Genomic DNA, 15,287 nt, shown 5'->3' on the forward strand with positions numbered 1-15,287 from the left:
CGGGCACCCACCGAGCCTAACCAGCCCGGCCCCACGGGCCTGTCCGCAGCCCCGCCCCGACCTCCACCGGGTCCCGCACCTTCGCCCTGCCCCGCCCGCCCCGCCCCCCCGCCTCTCAGGCCCGGCCCAGTTCCGGGCGGCGGGTGTAGTCGGTGAAGCCCAGGAGGTTGCCCCAGGGGTCGGCGACCTCCACGGTCCAGCCGGTGGCCACCGAGAAGGGCTCGTCGAGGAGGGCGATCCCGGCGGCGGCCAGGGCGCGGGCCGCCGTACGGGCGTCCGGGACCTCCAGCCAGATGCGCGGCGAGGGCCAGGTGGGCGGCCGGTGGCCGAGCCCGTCCTCCACGCGCAGCAGCAGACCGGGGGTCTCGGCGCCGACCTTCAGCAGTGCGATCCCGGCCTCGTCGAAGCGGAACGCCACCGCGAAACCGGCCTCCTCGTAGAACCTCACGGCCTCGGTGAGATCCCCTACGGGCAGCACCACGTTGTCGAACCCGAGCAGTTCGTAGGACTCGTCATCTGACATAACGTCACAATAGGTGACAGGAGTTAAGGAATCGGGCATTGCGTCGACGGCCGGTCCCACCGGCCCGGCTTCCTAGAGGCCGCCCTTTTCCTGCAAGATGACCTGCACTCACCTCAATGTGTCGTACATCCGATGATCTGGTCCCTGGGAGAGAAGTCACCGTGACCGAACAGCCGCACCAGCCGCAGCAGCCCCCTCAGCCCGGATACGGGTACCCGCAGGCGGGCCCCGGCGGCCCCTACGGGCAGCCCGGCCCCTACGGGTACCCGCAGGCCGGTCAGCCCCAGGGCGGCTACGGCCCGCCGCAGGGCCCCCAGCCGGGCGGCTACCCGCCGCCCCCGCCCCCCGGTTACCCCACCGGTGACCCCAACGCCCCCTACGGCTACGACGCCTACGGGCGCCCGCTCTCCGACAAGTCGAAGATCGTCGCCGGTATCCTCCAGCTCTTCCTGGGCACCTTCGGCGTCGGCCGGTTCTACATCGGCCACGTCGGGCTCGGCCTCGCCCAGCTCTTCACCTGCGGCGGCCTCGGCATCTGGGCGCTGGTCGACGGCATCATCCTGCTGACCAGCAACGACAAGACCGACGCCCAGGGCCGGATCCTGCGTGGCTGACCTGGTGGGCGGAGCGCGGCTCTCCCTCCTGCGGCACCCGGCGGCGGCACCTCTCGCGGTGCTGGCCGCCGGGCTCGCGGGCTCCGCCCACCTGTACGTCACCGACCCGCACGAGCCGGGCCACCTGCTGCCCCGGTGCCCGTTCCGCTTCGTCACCGGGCTGCTCTGCCCGGCCTGCGGCGGCACCCGGATGACGTACGACCTGATGCACGGTCAGTTCGCCGCCGCCTGGGCGGACAACCGGGCGCTGCTGCTGGCGGCGCCCTTCGCGCTGGCGCTGCTCGGCCGCTGGATGGCGGAGGGGCTGCGCGGACGGCGCTGGCGCCCCGCGATCGGGGTGCGCGGCCAGGCCGTGATCCTCGGCCTCGCCGTCACCTGGACCGTGGTCCGCAACCTCCGCTGACCGCCGGATCGTTCCCGCCGCACCGGGGTTGACCTGTTTTGATCACGGGATGGGAACGATAGTTCGCCCCCTCTCCCTTTTCTCCCGCGCGTCTCTCTAGGCTCACGCGGACAGGGGGGACGTCCGCATGGCCGAAAGGCGTGCGGGGGTCGCCGACTCAGGTCGGCGCAGGTTTTCGCGTATGCCGGTCCACGCCGCGTGGACGGCCCGGCCGCGGTGCGCGGTCCCTCCTGGACTCCCCGTTCCGGAGCATCCAGCTCCGGTTCCGTAGTTCCCGCAAGCGATCCAGGAGCAGTACTCATGACCGTCCCCACCCCTGACGCCCCCTACGGTGTCGACCCGCTCGGCCGCCCGTACTCCGACAAGTCGAAGATCGTCGCGGGCATCCTCCAGCTCTTCCTCGGCACCCTCGGCATCGGCCGCTTCTACGTCGGCTCCGTCGGCGTCGGTGTCGCCCAGCTCCTCACCTGCGGTGGCCTCGGTGTCTGGGCGCTGATCGACGGCATCCTGTTCCTGACGAGCAACGACCGCACCGACAAGCAGGGCCGCGTCCTGCGCGGCTGAGCCGTCGCCCCGGACCGGCCGCGCCGCCGTCCGGACCCCGGCCGGGCCCGCCCGCCCGACCGGCCGCACGCCGAGGGCCCCGCTTCCGTAGCTGGAGCGGGGCCCTCGGCGTGTGCGCGGCGGGTCACCGGACGGGCCGGTGACCGCGGGGTCCACAGGTCAGAAGCGGCGCGTGATCAGCGCCCGCTTCACCTCCTGGATCGCCTTGGTGACCTCGATGCCGCGCGGGCAGGCGTCCGTGCAGTTGAACGTCGTACGGCAACGCCACACGCCGTCCCGGTCGTTCAGGATCTCCAGGCGCTGCTCACCGGCCTCGTCGCGCGAGTCGAAGATGAAGCGGTGCGCGTTGACGATCGCCGCCGGGCCGAAGTACTGCCCGTCGTTCCAGAAGACCGGGCACGAGGACGTGCACGCGGCGCACAGGATGCACTTCGTGGTGTCGTCGAAGCGCTCCCGGTCCTCGGCCGTCTGGAGCCGCTCACGCGTCGGCTCGTTGGTCTCCTTGGTGATCAGGAACGGCATCACGTCCCGGTACGCCTGGAAGAACGGCTCCATGTCGACCACGAGGTCCTTCAGGACCGTGAGGCCCTTGATGGGCTCGACCGTGATCGGCTTGTCCGGGTTGATGTCCTTGATCAGCGTCTTGCAGGCCAGCCGGTTCTTGCCGTTGATCCGCATCGCGTCGGAGCCGCAGATGCCGTGGGCGCAGGACCGCCGGAAGGTCAGCGTGCCGTCGAGGTCCCACTTGATCTTGTGGAGGCCGTCGAGGACGCGTTCCTTGGGGTCGATCTCCAGCTGGAAGTCCTGCCAGGTGGCCTCCGCGGAGACCTCCGGGTTGAACCGGCGGACACGGAAGGTGACCGTGATGTACGGAGAGGCCGCGGACTCCGCCTCGACCTTGTCCAGAACGGGAGTTGCCATCAGTACTTACGCTCCATCGGCTGGTAGCGGGTCTGGACGACCGGCTTGTAGTCGAGACGGATGGACTCGGTGCCGTCACCGCCGACCTCGCGGTACGCCATGGTGTGGCGCATGAAGTTGACGTCGTCCCGGTTGGGGTAGTCCTCGCGGTAGTGACCGCCGCGGGACTCCTTGCGGGCGAGCGCCGAGACGGCCATGACCTCGGCCAGGTCGAGCAGGTTGCCCAGCTCGACGGCCTCCAGCAGGTCGGTGTTGAAGCGCCGCCCCTTGTCCTGGATCGCCACGTTGCGGTAGCGCTCGCGCAGTTCGGCGATCTTCTCCACCGCGGTCTTGATCGTCTGCTCGGTGCGGAACACCATGACGTTGGCGTCCATGGTCTCCTGGAGTTCGCGGCGCAGCACCGCCACCCGCTCGGTGCCCGTGGAGGCCCGCAGGTGCTCGATCTGGTCGCGCACCAGGGACGCGGGGTCCTCCGGCAGCTCGACGAAGGCCGCCTTCTGCGCGTACTCGGCGGCGGCGATGCCCGCCCGGCGGCCGAACACGTTGATGTCCAGCAGCGAGTTGGTGCCGAGGCGGTTGGCGCCGTGCACCGACACACACGCGACCTCGCCGGCGGCGTACAGGCCCGGCACGACGGTCGTGTTGTCGCAGAGCACCTCGCCCTCGACGTTGGTCGGGATGCCGCCCATCGCGTAGTGCGCGGTGGGCTGGATCGGGATCGGGTCGGTGTACGGCTCGATGCCCAGGTAGGTCCGCGCGAACTCGGTGATGTCCGGCAGCTTGGCGTCGAGCTGCTCCGGCGGCAGGTGGGTGAGGTCGAGGTAGACGTGGTCGCCCTCGGGACCGCAGCCGCGGCCCTCGCGGATCTCCGTGTAGATGGAGCGCGAGACGACGTCCCGCGACGCGAGGTCCTTCATGACCGGCGCGTACTTCTCCATGAAGCGCTCGCCGTCCTTGTTGCGGAGGATGCCGCCCTCACCGCGGGCGCCCTCCGTCAGCAGGATGCCCATGCGCCAGATGCCGGTCGGGTGGAACTGGAAGAACTCCATGTCCTCCAGCGGCAGTCCGCGCCGGTACACGGCGGCCTGCCCGTCACCGGTCAGGGTGTGCGCGTTGGAGGTCACCTTGAAGAACTTGCCGGTGCCGCCGGACGCGTAGATCACGGCCTTCGCCTGGAAGACGTGGATCTCGCCGGTGGCCAGCTCGTAGGCGACCACACCGGCGGACTTCTTGACGCCGTCGACCTCGGTGATCAGCTGGTCCAGGACGTAGAACTCGTTGAAGAACTCCACGCCCTCCTTGACGCAGTTCTGGTACAGCGTCTGGAGGATCATGTGGCCGGTGCGGTCCGCGGCGTAGCAGGACCGGCGGACCGGGGCCTCGCCGTGGTTGCGGGAGTGCCCGCCGAAGCGGCGCTGGTCGATGGTGCCGTTCGGGGTGCGGTTGAACGGCAGGCCCATCTTCTCCAGGTCGAGGACGGCGTCGATGGCCTCCTTCGCCAGGATCTCGGCGGCGTCCTGGTCGACCAGGTAGTCACCGCCCTTGACCGTGTCGAAGGTGTGCCACTCCCAGTTGTCCTCCTCCACGTTGGCCAGCGCGGCGGCCATGCCGCCCTGCGCGGCGCCCGTGTGGGAGCGGGTGGGGTAGAGCTTGGTGAGCACCGCGGTGCGGCTGCGCTTCGTCGACTCGATGGCGGCGCGCATTCCGGCGCCACCGGCGCCGACGATGACGGTGTCGTACTTGTGGATCTTCATGTCGTTGCCTCAGCCCCGTGCCTAGCGGATGTTCGGGTCGAAGGTGAAGATCACCAGCGTGCCCAGCAGGATGGTGAACACCGTGGCGGTGTAGAGCAGGCCCTTGAGCCAGAGCCGGGTGTTCGCGCGCTCCGCGTAGTCGTTGATGACCGTGCGCAGGCCGTTGGCGCCGTGCAGCATCGCCAGCCAGAGCATCAGCAGGTCCCAGACCTGCCAGAACGGCGAGGCCCAGCGGCCCGCCACGAAGGCGAAGCCGATCTTGGAGACGCCGCCGTCCAGCACCAGCTGGATCAGCAGGTGGCCGATGACCAGGACGACGAGGACGACGCCGGAGAGGCGCATGAACAGCCAGGCGGCCATCTCGAAGTTGCCCCGGGTGGACCGGGGGGTCTTCTTGGTGCGCTTGCGCGGGGCCTCGATCAGCGGCGCCGGGTGGTCGACGTCGTACAGGGACGCGCCCTCGACGGGGCCGATCCCGGAAGCGGGGGTTTCGGTGGTGGCCATCTGTCTCAGCTCCCGAAGACTTCACGAGCGGCGTGGCCGAGGACGGGGTAGAGCGCCCCGGCCATCAGCACGACCCAGATGCCGACGACGGTCCACAGCATCTGCTTCTGGTAGCGCGGGCCCTTCGACCAGAAGTCGACGGCGATGACGCGCAGACCGTTGAGTGCGTGGAAGAGGATGGCCGCGACGAGGCCGTATTCCAGCAGGGCGACGATCGGGGTCTTGTACGTGGCTACGACCTTGTCGTAGTCCTCGGGTGAGACACGCACGAGTGCGGTGTCCAGGACGTGTACGAACAGGAAGAAGAAGATGAGGACGCCGGTGACTCGATGAGCCACCCAGGACCACATTCCTTCCCGGCCGCGGTACAGCGTTCCAGCCGGCACGGAAGCCCTCCGGGAGCGGGGATCAGGGCCGGCCGGCTTCGGTGTCGGACGGGCCCGGCCGGGTACGGTCCACCGGCCCCCAGCATCGTAGCGACGCCCCGGGGCTGCACTTACGGGGGGCCTACCGGTGTGATCAAAGTGGCACGCGGATGGCCGAGTGGTGGGGCCGTCCGGGCGGGAGTGTCCCGTTATGCACCGGCTGCGGGGTCGTTGTGCCTGGTCGCGTAGTTGGACGCGTCCCGCAGCAGGCGGCTCAGGCGTCCGCGGGCGAGCCGCCGCAGTTCCTCGGCGGCCTCCTCCCGCTCGCTGTCGGGATCGTTCGCCAATCGTGACCCGATCCGCTCCAGGATGCGGTCGGGGACCTCGGCGGGCGGGGTGGCGCCCAGGTAGATCACGAAGGCGTGCCCGAAGCGGGCCTCGTAGGCGGCGTGGGCGGCGCGCAGCGCGGTGTGGGCCGCGCTGTAGGCGTCCTGCGGCAGCGCGGGCAGCGACTCGGCGGCCAGCGCCTCCGCCAGATCGGCCGGGCTCAGGTCGTAGGCCGCCTCCTCGGCGGCGGCGAGCAGCGCGTCCGGGGTCGGGTAGGGCCGGTGCTCCGCGATCCGCCGGGCCCAGCGCGGGCTGTGCAGGCAGTCGAGCAGGGCCGCGTGGGCCGCTTCGGCGGGCATGCCGTTGAACCGGTCCAGCGGCGACGTGTCCGCCGACGGGGTCCGGGGCGTGCGGGGCTGCTCCGGCAGCGCCGTGCGGGCCGCCAGGACGACAGGGGCGACCGGGACGACCACCGGGGCGGCGGAGGCGACCGGGGTGCCCGGTGCGGTGGAGAGCGGGAGGGAGCGGTGCGCTGACAGCGTGGGTCCTCACGTCACGAACGGGGCGACCGGTACGGTCCGGGGCGCCCGGGGTGGACGGGGGCGTGGTGAAAGATGTGACGCCACGTTATCGAGTGTGGTCATGACGCGTCCGAAGGATGCGTGAATTTCACTCGGACGAGAGAGTTTCGGAACGGGTGGTGGACTCCTTCGGTGCTGTTCCGGCTGCCGCGAAAGCTTTCGTTCGAATCCTGTTCGACACCCGTTCGGCGCGCTCCGGCCGACCCGGGGCCGTAGGTTGGCGGGGTGAGCAGGCACAGGCACCGGCGGCGCGCGCCGCGCAGCAGGCCCCAGGACCGGACCGTACGACGGGCCCTCGTGGCCGGGGGACTCGTCGTCGTCCTCGGCGCGGGCATCGGCGTCTGGGCCGCCGCCGACGGCGGCGACAGTGCCCCCTCCGGATCGGCCGCCGCGCCCGCCGCCGACGGCACGAGCGCCTCCCGGTCCGCCGCCGCTCCCACCCCGACCCCCAGCCCGACCCGCTCCTACCCCCTCTCCAAGGCGCCGCGGACCATCCCCGCCGTCCGCGCGCACACCCCGGCCCGCGGCCCCGGCTGGCGCCCCGCCGCCGGACACCGGGTCGTCGTCGCCGACGCCGCCCTTGCCGACGAGGGCCGCCTCATAGCGGGCGAGCTGGGCATGACGTACGCGGGCGAGAAGGACGACGTACGCGCCGGGGACCTGCGCCTGGCGCTCAACGCGGGCAAGGGCGCGAACCCGGAGTCGTACACGATGACCGTGCGCGGCGGGCAGGTCACCGTCAGCGGGCCGTCCGACGCGGGCGTCTTCTACGGCACCCGCACCCTCAAGCAGGAGGTCCACGGCGGCGGCACCGCACCCGAGGGCGTGGTGCGCGACGAACCCGCCAAGCCGCGCCGCGGGTTCATGCTGGACATCGCCCGCAAGCCGTTCTCGGCGGGCTGGATCGAGGACCGGGTCCGGGAGCTGGGCGACCTCAAGTTCAACGAGATCGGCCTGCACTTCTCCGACGACCAGGCCTTCCGCATCCAGTCCGACACCCACCCCGAGATCGTCTCCGCGAACCACCTCACCAAGGCGCAGGTCAAGAAGATCGTGGCGCTCGCCGCGAGCCGCCACATCACCGTCGTCCCCGAGATCGACTCGCCCGGCCACCTCGGCGCCGTCCTCGCCGCCCACCCCGACCTCCAGCTCCGCGACGTCGACGGCGCCGCCACCCGCGGCGCCATCGACATCTCCAAGAAGGCCTCGGCCGACCTCCTCGACGAGCTGCTGACCGAGTTCACCGGGCTGTTCCCGCAGGGCCGCTGGCACCTGGGCGGCGACGAGTACCAGGCCCTCGTGCGCTCCGACCCCGAGGCGTCCTACCCGCAGCTCGCCGCCGCCGCCCGCGAGCGCTACGGCTCCGGCGCGGGCGTCGCCGACCTCGCCACCGGCTGGCTCAACGACCGCGCCGACACCGTCCGCCCCCACGACCGCACGATGCGGGCCTGGAACGACGGCTTCTTCCGGAACACCTCCGTCAAGGCCGCCTCCGACCTGGAGGTCGCCTACTGGACCGGCAAGGAGATCGGCGCCCGCCCGCCGGTCGACTACCTCGCCGCGGGCCGCAAGGTCGTCAACTACAACGACGAGTTCCTGTACTACGTCCTCGGCGAACCGCAGACCTTCGTCTACCCGACCGGCAAGCGCATCTACGAACAGTGGACCCCCCGCGTCCTGCGCGGCACCACCCCCGTCGCCGCCCGCTACGACGACCAGATCCTCGGCGGCACCTTCGCCGTCTGGTGCGACCTCGCCAACTCCCAGACCCAGGACCAGGTCGCGGCCGGCATCCGGATGCCCCTGCGGGCCACCGTCCAGAAGCTCTGGGACCCCGGCACGCCCGACCTGTCCTGGACACAGTTCAAGGCCCTCGCCGACCGCCTGGACTGACGTCCACCCACGGCCCCCCTGCCGCCCTGCCCCTCTTCCTGGCCGACCCCTCTTCCTGGCCGAAAACAGGTGCCGTACGTTGCCTGTGACACTCCCCGGCTGCCGCACGCAGTACGGGGAAATGAGGGCTCCGGACGAAGGAAGCCCTGGACAGGGAGACGTGCATGAGCCTGGTGGACCTCATCGCCGCGGCGGACGAACGCGCACTGGCCGCGAGCGGACTGGCTTGTCTGGACCGGTGCGTACCGCTCCTCGGCGGCGACGACGAGGTCCTGCGCCCCCTCTGGGGAAGCCTCTCGGAGGCCGCCGACCCGGCCGACTGGAGCGCCCTGCTCAAGGAGGCGCGCACGGTGCTGGAGGACGCCGAGGCCGCCGCCGGGGCGGACCCGGCCCCGGAAACGGACGACGAGCCGGTCGTCCTCGCCCGGCGCATGCTCCAGGACGCCCCCGCCGACCGGACCGGCGACGCGCTGCGCGCCTGGGCCCACACCTGCTCGGCCGCCTCCCTGCGCGTCCACGCCCTCCTCGACCCGGCCGAGGACCCGGCCCCCGTCGACGACCGCCGGGCGGGCCGCACCGACGACATGCCGCCGCTGGTCGCCGCCGAACTGCGCCGCCAGGCCGTCGTCCTCGACGTCCTCGCCGAGCACGGCCCGGCCGGGCTGCGCCGCGCCCTGGAGGTCACCGTCGAAGGGCGGCGCGTGCTGCGCGCCGTGGTCTCCCGGCGGGCCCGCGGCCGGGGCTGAGCGGGCCCCGCTCCTGTGACCGTCGTGCGGGGAACCCGCGACGATCCCGCACCGATTCCGTCACCCGCCGCGAGACGGGTGACGGAAAGGGCGCTGACCTCGCTGTTCGCTATGTGACATGGAACGTGACTCAGGGCGGGACGGGACCGGCCGCCCCGCACGGCGCGCCCGGCGGCGCCGCACCCCCCGACGGCAGGCCCACGGCTGCCGCGCGGCCCGTCCGGTGGGCGGCGGACACCGTGGCGGCGCTGCGCGAGGGCGCCCGGCTGCGGCTCGACCACTCGCCGCGCAGCCTGTGGCGGGTCGACCGGGTGATCGAGGAACTACGGCGCGACGACCCGCCGTACGCCGCCGTGGAGGTCGTGCTGCGCGGGCTCGGCGCGTACGCCGGTGAGGTGGTCGTCCGGGAGACCGGCGGGGAGTGGTGGGCCACGGGCGGCGAGCACTGGGTGCGCACGCCCGACGGCCGCCTCTGGGACCCGATCGACGAGGCCCGCCGCTGCTTCGGCGGCCACGGTTCGCTGCGCCTGCTGTGCCGGGACGCGACGGGCGCGGGCGGCTGACGTACGGGCGGGGTGGGGGTGGCCGACCCGCGGGACCCGCCGCCCGCCGTGGGAGCGCCCGTTGCCCGGTCCCGGCAGCCCCGACCGCGCCCGGACTGCCGGGACCACCCCTGCCCGCCCCGGCCCCGGCACCCGAGACTGGGGTGACCGGCGGGCCGGGCTCCGACCGCCCTGACCTGCGCCGTCGTCATCGCCTGTGATGATCCGGCGGCGCGGTCCGCTGGGACAGCGGGGGCCGTGCGCCCCCGGACGCGCCGGGCGCACCGGCACGGTCCCACGGGGGTGGGCCGCGCCGGTGCCCCGGCGCCCTGTGACGTTTCGGGCGGACCCGGCGCTGATCCCCGTGGGGGCGTGGACGCGGGCGGACTCGTACGGGTGCACGGCGCGGACGGCGCGCGCGGACAGCACGCTCCCCGCACCGGCACCGCACGCACCCCGATGAACGAGGACAGTCTTGGGCCAGGGAGGGGAACCCCGGCGCGCGCACGCGTACGACGGGGAACTGGGCGCGGCCGTCGCGCGGGCCCAGGACGGCGACGAGGCCGCGTTCGCCGTCGCGTACCGGATCGTGCAGCCCGGCCTGCTCGGCTACCTGCGGGGCATCGTCGGCGACGACGCCGAGGACGTCGCCTCCGACGCCTGGCTGGAGATCGCCCGCGACCTCGGCCGCTTCCGGGGCGACGGCGCGGGCTTCCGGGGCTGGACCGCGACCATCGCCCGCCACCGTGCCCTGGACCACCTGCGGCGGCTGCGGGTGCGGCCGCGTCCGGCGGCGCTGGAGCCCGACGCGCTGGAACTGCCCGGCCCGCACAGCACCCACGACCAGGCCGAGGAGGCCCTCTCCACCGAGCGCGCCCTCGCCCTCGTCCGCGCCCTGCCCCCCGACCAGGCCGAGGCGGTCCTCCTGCGGGTCGTGGTCGGCCTCGACGGCCCCGCCGCCGCCCGCGTCCTCGGCAAACGCCCCGGCGCGGTCCGTACGGCGGCCCACCGCGGCCTGCGCCAACTGGCCCGCCGCCTCGCCGCCGACGCCCAACCGCCGCAGGAACCGGAATGAACGCCGCCGGACGCCACCCGTATCCCTCCGGGGCGGGACGGTTCCGCCCGGCACCGGCACGACGGGCGGACCCCAGATGACACCCACGGACGACAGCGCCCCGCGCCCCTCCACGGCCGCCGACCCCGCCCACGTGGCCGCCCTCCTCGCCGCCGCCCTCCGCACCCCGCACCCCACCGGCGAACACCACGCCCTCCAGGCCTTCCGCACGGCCCGCGCCACCCCCGGGGCCGACCGAGCGCTGCCGCGGGGGTGGGACGACTGGCGGCGGGGGGAAGGGGCGGGCGGGGGGCGGTGACGACGCAGGCTCAGGCGGTGGGACCAAGGCAACGGCCGGGGTCGCCACCCCCCACAGGAGAGACCCCGGCCGTCGCGTTCGCCGGGCCGCGTGGCGGCCCGTACTCCCTACAGCGTCGGGGGTGCGTTTTGTGTCACACTCCGGCGCCGCCCGCGCGTTACGAGTGAGTTGCAGCTTGTCCGGAGGTTGTTCGGACATGGACGACCGGCGGTTTCAGGTCGTAACGTGCCTTTCGCGCCGGACGGCGGAGCGGCTGGAGCCCGACCTTCTGCGGCCGTGACCTACCAGCGGTCGGTGAACCGCACCATCAACCCGAGGAACCACGACGTGGGGGACGACGCGGAGCTGACCGCCGCGGTGCTCGCGGCACAGCACGGGGACGAGAACGCTTTCCGGGCGGTGTACCGCGCGGTGCACCCACGCCTCCTCGGCTACGTCCGCACCCTCGTCGGCGACCTCGACGCCGAGGACGTCACCTCCGAGGCCTGGCTCCAGATAGCGCGCGACCTGGAACGCTTCAGCGGCGACGCCGACCGCTTCCGCGGCTGGGCCGCCCGGATAGCCCGCAACCGGGCCCTGGACCACATCCGGATGCGCGGGCGCCGCCCCGTCGCCGTCGGCGACGAGACCGAACTGACCGGCCGCGCCGCCGAGTCCGACACCGCGGGCGAGGCCATCGAGGCGCTCGCCACCGGCCGCACCCTCGGCCTCATCGCCCGCCTCCCGCAGGACCAGGCCGAGGCCGTCGTCCTGCGCGTCGTCGTCGGCCTCGACGCCAAGACCGCCGCCGAGACCCTCGGCAAACGGCCCGGCGCGGTCCGTACCGCCGCCCACCGCGGCCTGCGCAGACTGGCCGAACTCCTCGGCGACGACCCCGACACGGCCGGAGCGCTGGACGCCCTGCCCGCCCAGCGGGGACCCCGCGACCGCGCGACGGCGTCCGGCGGTGTGACGCATGCGAGCGCGCGGACGCAGAGGGACATGTGATGGCCGACGAGCGCTGCGCCCACCCCGAGGAGGGCCCACCCCCACGCGCCGCCACCGACCGGACCTCGGGACGGTGGCTCGACCGCGCCACGGCGGAACGCCTGCTGCGCGGGGACCACCCAGGCAACGCGGATCACCCGGACAACGCGGATCACCCGGACAACGCGGATCACCCGGATATCGCGGATCACCCGGACAACGCTGTCGCCCCCGCCCACCTAGCCCGCGCCGACCAGCTCGCCCGCGCCCTCGGTTCCCTCGCCGCCCTGGCGGTCCCGTCCGTCCCCGACGACGAGGAACTTCCCGGCGAGGCCGCCGCCCTGGCCGCCTTCCGCAAGGTCCACGCCGAGCGGGGGCCCGTCCTCGACGTCACCCCCGCGACCCCCCGGGCCCAGGACGGCGCCGACACCGCCGTACTCGTCCGCATCGGCGGACCCGCACCCCGCCCCGGCCCGGCCCGGCGGCGCGGCCCCGTCCGGCTCGGACTCGCCGCCGCGCTGGCCGTCACCCTCGTCGGCGGGCTCGTCGCCGCCGGACTCGGCGCCCTGCCCACGCCGTTCGACCGGCAGGACCCCTCCCCGGCCACCGCCTCCTCCCCGGCCGCCGCGACCCCCGGGCCCTCCCGGTCCCCGGCCCCACCCGCCCCCGAGTCCGCCGCGTCGGCCGGTTCCGGCGCCGGTACGCCGGTTCCGCCGGACGCCGCCGCGGGCGCGCGCCCCGGTCCGGGCGGCTCGCCCGGCGGGACGTCCCCGGCGGTCCCGCCCGCCGTACCGGACCGCGCGCCCGCCGGACGTCCGGGCGCCGAGGTCACCGCCTGCCGGGCCTTCGGCGCGGGCCGCACGCTGGACCCCGAACGCCGTCGCGCCCTGGAGGGCCGGGCGGGCGGCCGCGCCCTCGTCCGGGCCTACTGCGCCCGCCTCCTCGACCCCCGCCACCCCTCGAAGCCCCGCCCCGGCGGCGGCCGACCCGACGGGAAGAAGGGCAGCGGAGAGAAGGGTGACAAGAAAGGCGGCGGCAAGAAGGGCGACGGCAAGAAGCGTGACCGTGTGAAGGACCGTGAGCGCGAGCGGGAACGGGAACGTCCCCGCTCGCGCGGCCTCGGCGGCGCGTGGAAGAAGCCCGGCCAGGTGCACGACGGCGCGGGCGGGAAGCGGTTTCCGGACGGGCCGCGCACCGGCCCGCGTCGCACCGCTCCGTCCCGGGTGTGACGTTTTCGGCGGCGCCGACGCAGTATGGAGTAAGCCGACTGGTCATCGGCCCTCGCACCGAGCCGGGGTTCCCCCCGTACCTTCGGCTCGTGCACCCGGCGCGGGTGGGACACGTTCCCCCGGTCCCGCCCGCGCCCCACTCCACCGGACGCCCCGCTCGGCGGTGTCTCACCAGGAGACGACGACCTTGTCCCCGGTCCGCACCTGCGCGAACAGCGCGGCGATCGCCGCCTCGTCCCGGACGTTGACGCAGCCGTGCGAGGCGCCCGCGTAGCCCCGGGCCGCGAAGTCCGACGAGTAGTGCACGGCCTGGCCGCCGCTGAAGAACATCGCGTACGGCATCGAGGAGTCGTAGAGCGTCGATACGTGGTGGCGGGACTTCCAGTAGACGCGGAACACGCCCTCACGGGTCGGGGTGTACTGCGAGCCGAAGCGGACCGCCATCGTCGACACGGTCCGGCCGTCGATCATCCAGCGCAGCGTCCGGCTCGTCTTGTCCACGCACAGCACCCGCCCGGTCAGGCAGCGCGGGTCGGGCGCGGCGGCGGGCTGGCCGCCCATCGCGTACAGCTCCCACGCGCCGGGCTCGCGGGTCATGCCCTCCAGCCGCCGCCACGTCACGGTGTCCGTGACGCCGGTGCGCGGCAGCCCCCGCTTCGCCTGGAAGCCGCGTACGGCCTCCTCGGTGCGGGCGTCGTACGTGCCCGTCGGCCCCTCGAAGAGCCAGGCCGCCTGGCGCAGCCGGGCCTGGAGCGCGCGGACCGCCCGCCCGCTGTCGCCGCGCGACCACAGCACGGCGGCCGACGGGGTAGGGGAGGGGGAGGCCGTCGTCGTGGCCGTAGCCTCGGTCGACGGGGTGCCGCTGCCCGTGGGGTGGGTAGAAGGGGTGGCGCTCGCCCCCTTCCCGTCGGCCGACGCGGCGGGGGCCGCGGGCGCCGCCGGTGCGGGGGAGGGGGTGCCGGTCCGGGCGGGCGGCCGGGCCGCGCCGTCGGGACCGGGTGTCACCGCGCACCCGCACACGGCCGCCAGTGCCGCGGCGCCCGCCACGGCCCACAGCGTCCCGCGCGCGGCCGTCGCGCCCCTGTTGTCGATGGTGTCGTCCGTCCGCGTGCGTGAACCCCGTCGTGTCACGCGCGCACTGTCTCACGGGCGGTCGGCCGCCCGGCCGCGCCGCGCGAGAACCCCGTCCACCGGATCGTCCGATGAGCCGATCGCACGCCCCGCGCGCCGTACGCGCTCCGACCCGCCCCCGATGTCGCCGGTCTCACACCATGTCAGGTGCGAACGGCCCCTAGCACCTGTCGTAGGTGCGTGCGACACTCCCTTCCATGTTCGGTGTCATCGACCTCCCCACCTACCTGGCCGGCCTGGTGCTGATCGTCCTGCTGCCGGGGCCCAACTCGCTCTACGTCCTGTCCGTCGCCGCCCGGCGCGGGGTACGGGCCGGATACACCGGCGCGGCCGGCGTCTGGTGCGGGGACACCGTCCTGATGACGCTCTCCGCCGCCGGGGTCGCCTCCCTGCTCCAGACCAACGCCCTGCTCTTCGGCATCGTGAAGTACGCGGGCGCCGGGTACCTGACCTGGCTGGCGATCGGGATGCTGCGGGCCGCGTGGGGCATGTGGCGGACCCGGCGCGAGCGGGTCGCCGCCGACGCGGGCCCCGTGGCCGGTGCCGATGAGCGGCCGTTCCGGCGCGCGTTCGTCATCAGCCTGTTCAACCCGAAGGCGATCCTCTTCTTCGTGGCCTTCTTCGTTCAGTTCGTCGACTCCGGATACGCCTACCCGGCGCTCTCCTTCGTCGTGCTGGGGGCGTTCGCCCAGCTCGCGAGCTTCCTCTACCTCAGCGCCCTGATCTTCGGCGGCACCAGGCTGGCCGCGGCCTTCCGCCGCCGCAAGCGGCTGTCGGCGGGTGCCACCTCCGCGGCCGGCGCGCTGTTCCTCGGCTTCGCCGTGAAGCTGTCCTTCGCCAGCGCGTAGCCG

Annotated in this window: 18 protein-coding genes; 11 read left to right on the top strand and 7 right to left on the bottom strand. The window is 73.7% G+C overall.

Translation table 11 applies throughout. The features are described from left to right. Positions 1–115 precede the first annotated feature (115 nt). A complete protein-coding gene (locus ACIQPQ_RS05525) occupies positions 116–523 on the bottom strand; it encodes a VOC family protein (protein ID WP_383770592.1) in 408 nt (135 codons plus the stop codon). Positions 524–684: 161 nt separating this feature from the next. Here ACIQPQ_RS05525 and ACIQPQ_RS05530 point away from each other — a divergent pair, with 161 nt between their 5' ends. The 3 genes from ACIQPQ_RS05530 (at position 685) to ACIQPQ_RS05540 (ending at position 2,104) form a co-directional block, all read left to right on the top strand. Continuing rightward, complete coding sequence (locus ACIQPQ_RS05530; protein WP_383770590.1) at positions 685–1,137, top strand: TM2 domain-containing protein; 453 nt, start codon at positions 685–687, stop codon at positions 1,135–1,137. Next, a complete protein-coding gene (locus tag ACIQPQ_RS05535; RefSeq protein ID WP_401300057.1) occupies positions 1,130–1,540 on the top strand; it encodes a DUF2752 domain-containing protein in 411 nt (136 codons plus the stop codon). Before ACIQPQ_RS05530 ends, ACIQPQ_RS05535 begins: the two co-directional genes overlap by 8 nt. 300 nt (positions 1,541–1,840) lie before the next feature. After that, on the top strand, positions 1,841–2,104 hold the full coding sequence (locus ACIQPQ_RS05540; protein WP_401300059.1) for a TM2 domain-containing protein: 264 nt from the start codon (positions 1,841–1,843) through the stop codon (positions 2,102–2,104). 159 nt (positions 2,105–2,263) lie between these two features. Here ACIQPQ_RS05540 and ACIQPQ_RS05545 read toward each other — a convergent pair whose 3' ends face one another. From ACIQPQ_RS05545 to ACIQPQ_RS05565, 5 genes are read right to left on the bottom strand one after another with little or no spacing between them, the layout of a single operon-like run. After that, entirely contained in the window at positions 2,264–3,025 is a 762-nt protein-coding gene (locus ACIQPQ_RS05545; RefSeq protein WP_401300062.1) for a succinate dehydrogenase iron-sulfur subunit, read from the bottom strand. Next, positions 3,025–4,779: a succinate dehydrogenase flavoprotein subunit gene (sdhA, locus tag ACIQPQ_RS05550; RefSeq protein ID WP_401300065.1), complete on the bottom strand. Its 1,755-nt coding sequence runs from the start codon at positions 4,777–4,779 to the stop codon at positions 3,025–3,027. Before sdhA ends, ACIQPQ_RS05545 begins: the two co-directional genes overlap by 1 nt. 21 nt (positions 4,780–4,800) lie before the next feature. Continuing rightward, positions 4,801–5,283 carry a succinate dehydrogenase hydrophobic membrane anchor subunit gene (locus ACIQPQ_RS05555; protein WP_383770577.1) on the bottom strand — a complete coding sequence of 161 codons (483 nt, stop codon included), beginning with the start codon at positions 5,281–5,283 and terminating at the stop codon, positions 4,801–4,803. 5 nt (positions 5,284–5,288) lie between these two features. Continuing rightward, positions 5,289–5,861: a succinate dehydrogenase, cytochrome b556 subunit gene (gene sdhC / locus ACIQPQ_RS05560; RefSeq protein WP_401301493.1), complete on the bottom strand. Its 573-nt coding sequence runs from the start codon at positions 5,859–5,861 to the stop codon at positions 5,289–5,291. After that, positions 5,858–6,448: a 2-oxo-4-hydroxy-4-carboxy-5-ureidoimidazoline decarboxylase gene (locus ACIQPQ_RS05565; RefSeq protein ID WP_401300068.1), complete on the bottom strand. Its 591-nt coding sequence runs from the start codon at positions 6,446–6,448 to the stop codon at positions 5,858–5,860. Before ACIQPQ_RS05565 ends, sdhC begins: the two co-directional genes overlap by 4 nt. Before the next feature lie 405 nt (positions 6,449–6,853). Here ACIQPQ_RS05565 and ACIQPQ_RS05570 point away from each other — a divergent pair, with 405 nt between their 5' ends. The 7 genes from ACIQPQ_RS05570 (at position 6,854) to ACIQPQ_RS05600 (ending at position 13,305) form a co-directional block, all read left to right on the top strand. Continuing rightward, the gene (locus ACIQPQ_RS05570) at positions 6,854–8,449 is read left to right on the top strand and encodes a glycoside hydrolase family 20 protein (RefSeq protein ID WP_401301496.1); all 1,596 of its coding nucleotides are present in this window, start codon (positions 6,854–6,856) and stop codon (positions 8,447–8,449) included. A 164-nt stretch (positions 8,450–8,613) separates the two neighbouring features. Further along, positions 8,614–9,195, top strand: coding sequence for a hypothetical protein (locus ACIQPQ_RS05575; RefSeq protein ID WP_401300071.1), 582 nt, complete (start codon positions 8,614–8,616; stop codon positions 9,193–9,195). Between the two features lie 125 nt (positions 9,196–9,320). Continuing rightward, complete coding sequence (locus ACIQPQ_RS05580) at positions 9,321–9,758, top strand: hypothetical protein (RefSeq protein WP_401300074.1); 438 nt, start codon at positions 9,321–9,323, stop codon at positions 9,756–9,758. Positions 9,759–10,212: 454 nt separating this feature from the next. Continuing rightward, entirely contained in the window at positions 10,213–10,812 is a 600-nt protein-coding gene (locus ACIQPQ_RS05585) for an RNA polymerase sigma factor (RefSeq protein ID WP_401300077.1), read from the top strand. 76 nt (positions 10,813–10,888) lie between these two features. Continuing rightward, entirely contained in the window at positions 10,889–11,110 is a 222-nt protein-coding gene (locus ACIQPQ_RS05590; protein WP_401300080.1) for a hypothetical protein, read from the top strand. A gap of 327 nt (positions 11,111–11,437) precedes the next feature. Continuing rightward, positions 11,438–12,097: an RNA polymerase sigma factor gene (locus ACIQPQ_RS05595; protein WP_401301499.1), complete on the top strand. Its 660-nt coding sequence runs from the start codon at positions 11,438–11,440 to the stop codon at positions 12,095–12,097. Beyond that, complete coding sequence (locus ACIQPQ_RS05600) at positions 12,097–13,305, top strand: hypothetical protein (RefSeq protein WP_401300082.1); 1,209 nt, start codon at positions 12,097–12,099, stop codon at positions 13,303–13,305. Before ACIQPQ_RS05595 ends, ACIQPQ_RS05600 begins: the two co-directional genes overlap by 1 nt. A gap of 168 nt (positions 13,306–13,473) precedes the next feature. Here ACIQPQ_RS05600 and ACIQPQ_RS05605 read toward each other — a convergent pair whose 3' ends face one another. Further along, positions 13,474–14,361: a L,D-transpeptidase family protein gene (locus ACIQPQ_RS05605; RefSeq protein WP_401301502.1), complete on the bottom strand. Its 888-nt coding sequence runs from the start codon at positions 14,359–14,361 to the stop codon at positions 13,474–13,476. A gap of 272 nt (positions 14,362–14,633) precedes the next feature. Between ACIQPQ_RS05605 and leuE the strand changes: the two genes are divergently transcribed. Beyond that, positions 14,634–15,284, top strand: coding sequence for a leucine efflux protein LeuE (gene leuE / locus ACIQPQ_RS05610; protein ID WP_401300085.1), 651 nt, complete (start codon positions 14,634–14,636; stop codon positions 15,282–15,284). Positions 15,285–15,287 lie beyond the last annotated feature (3 nt).

The sequence above is a fragment of the Streptomyces sp. NPDC091281 genome, from assembly GCF_044757425.1.
In the GTDB taxonomy this organism is placed as follows: Bacteria; Actinomycetota; Actinomycetes; order Streptomycetales; family Streptomycetaceae; genus Streptomyces.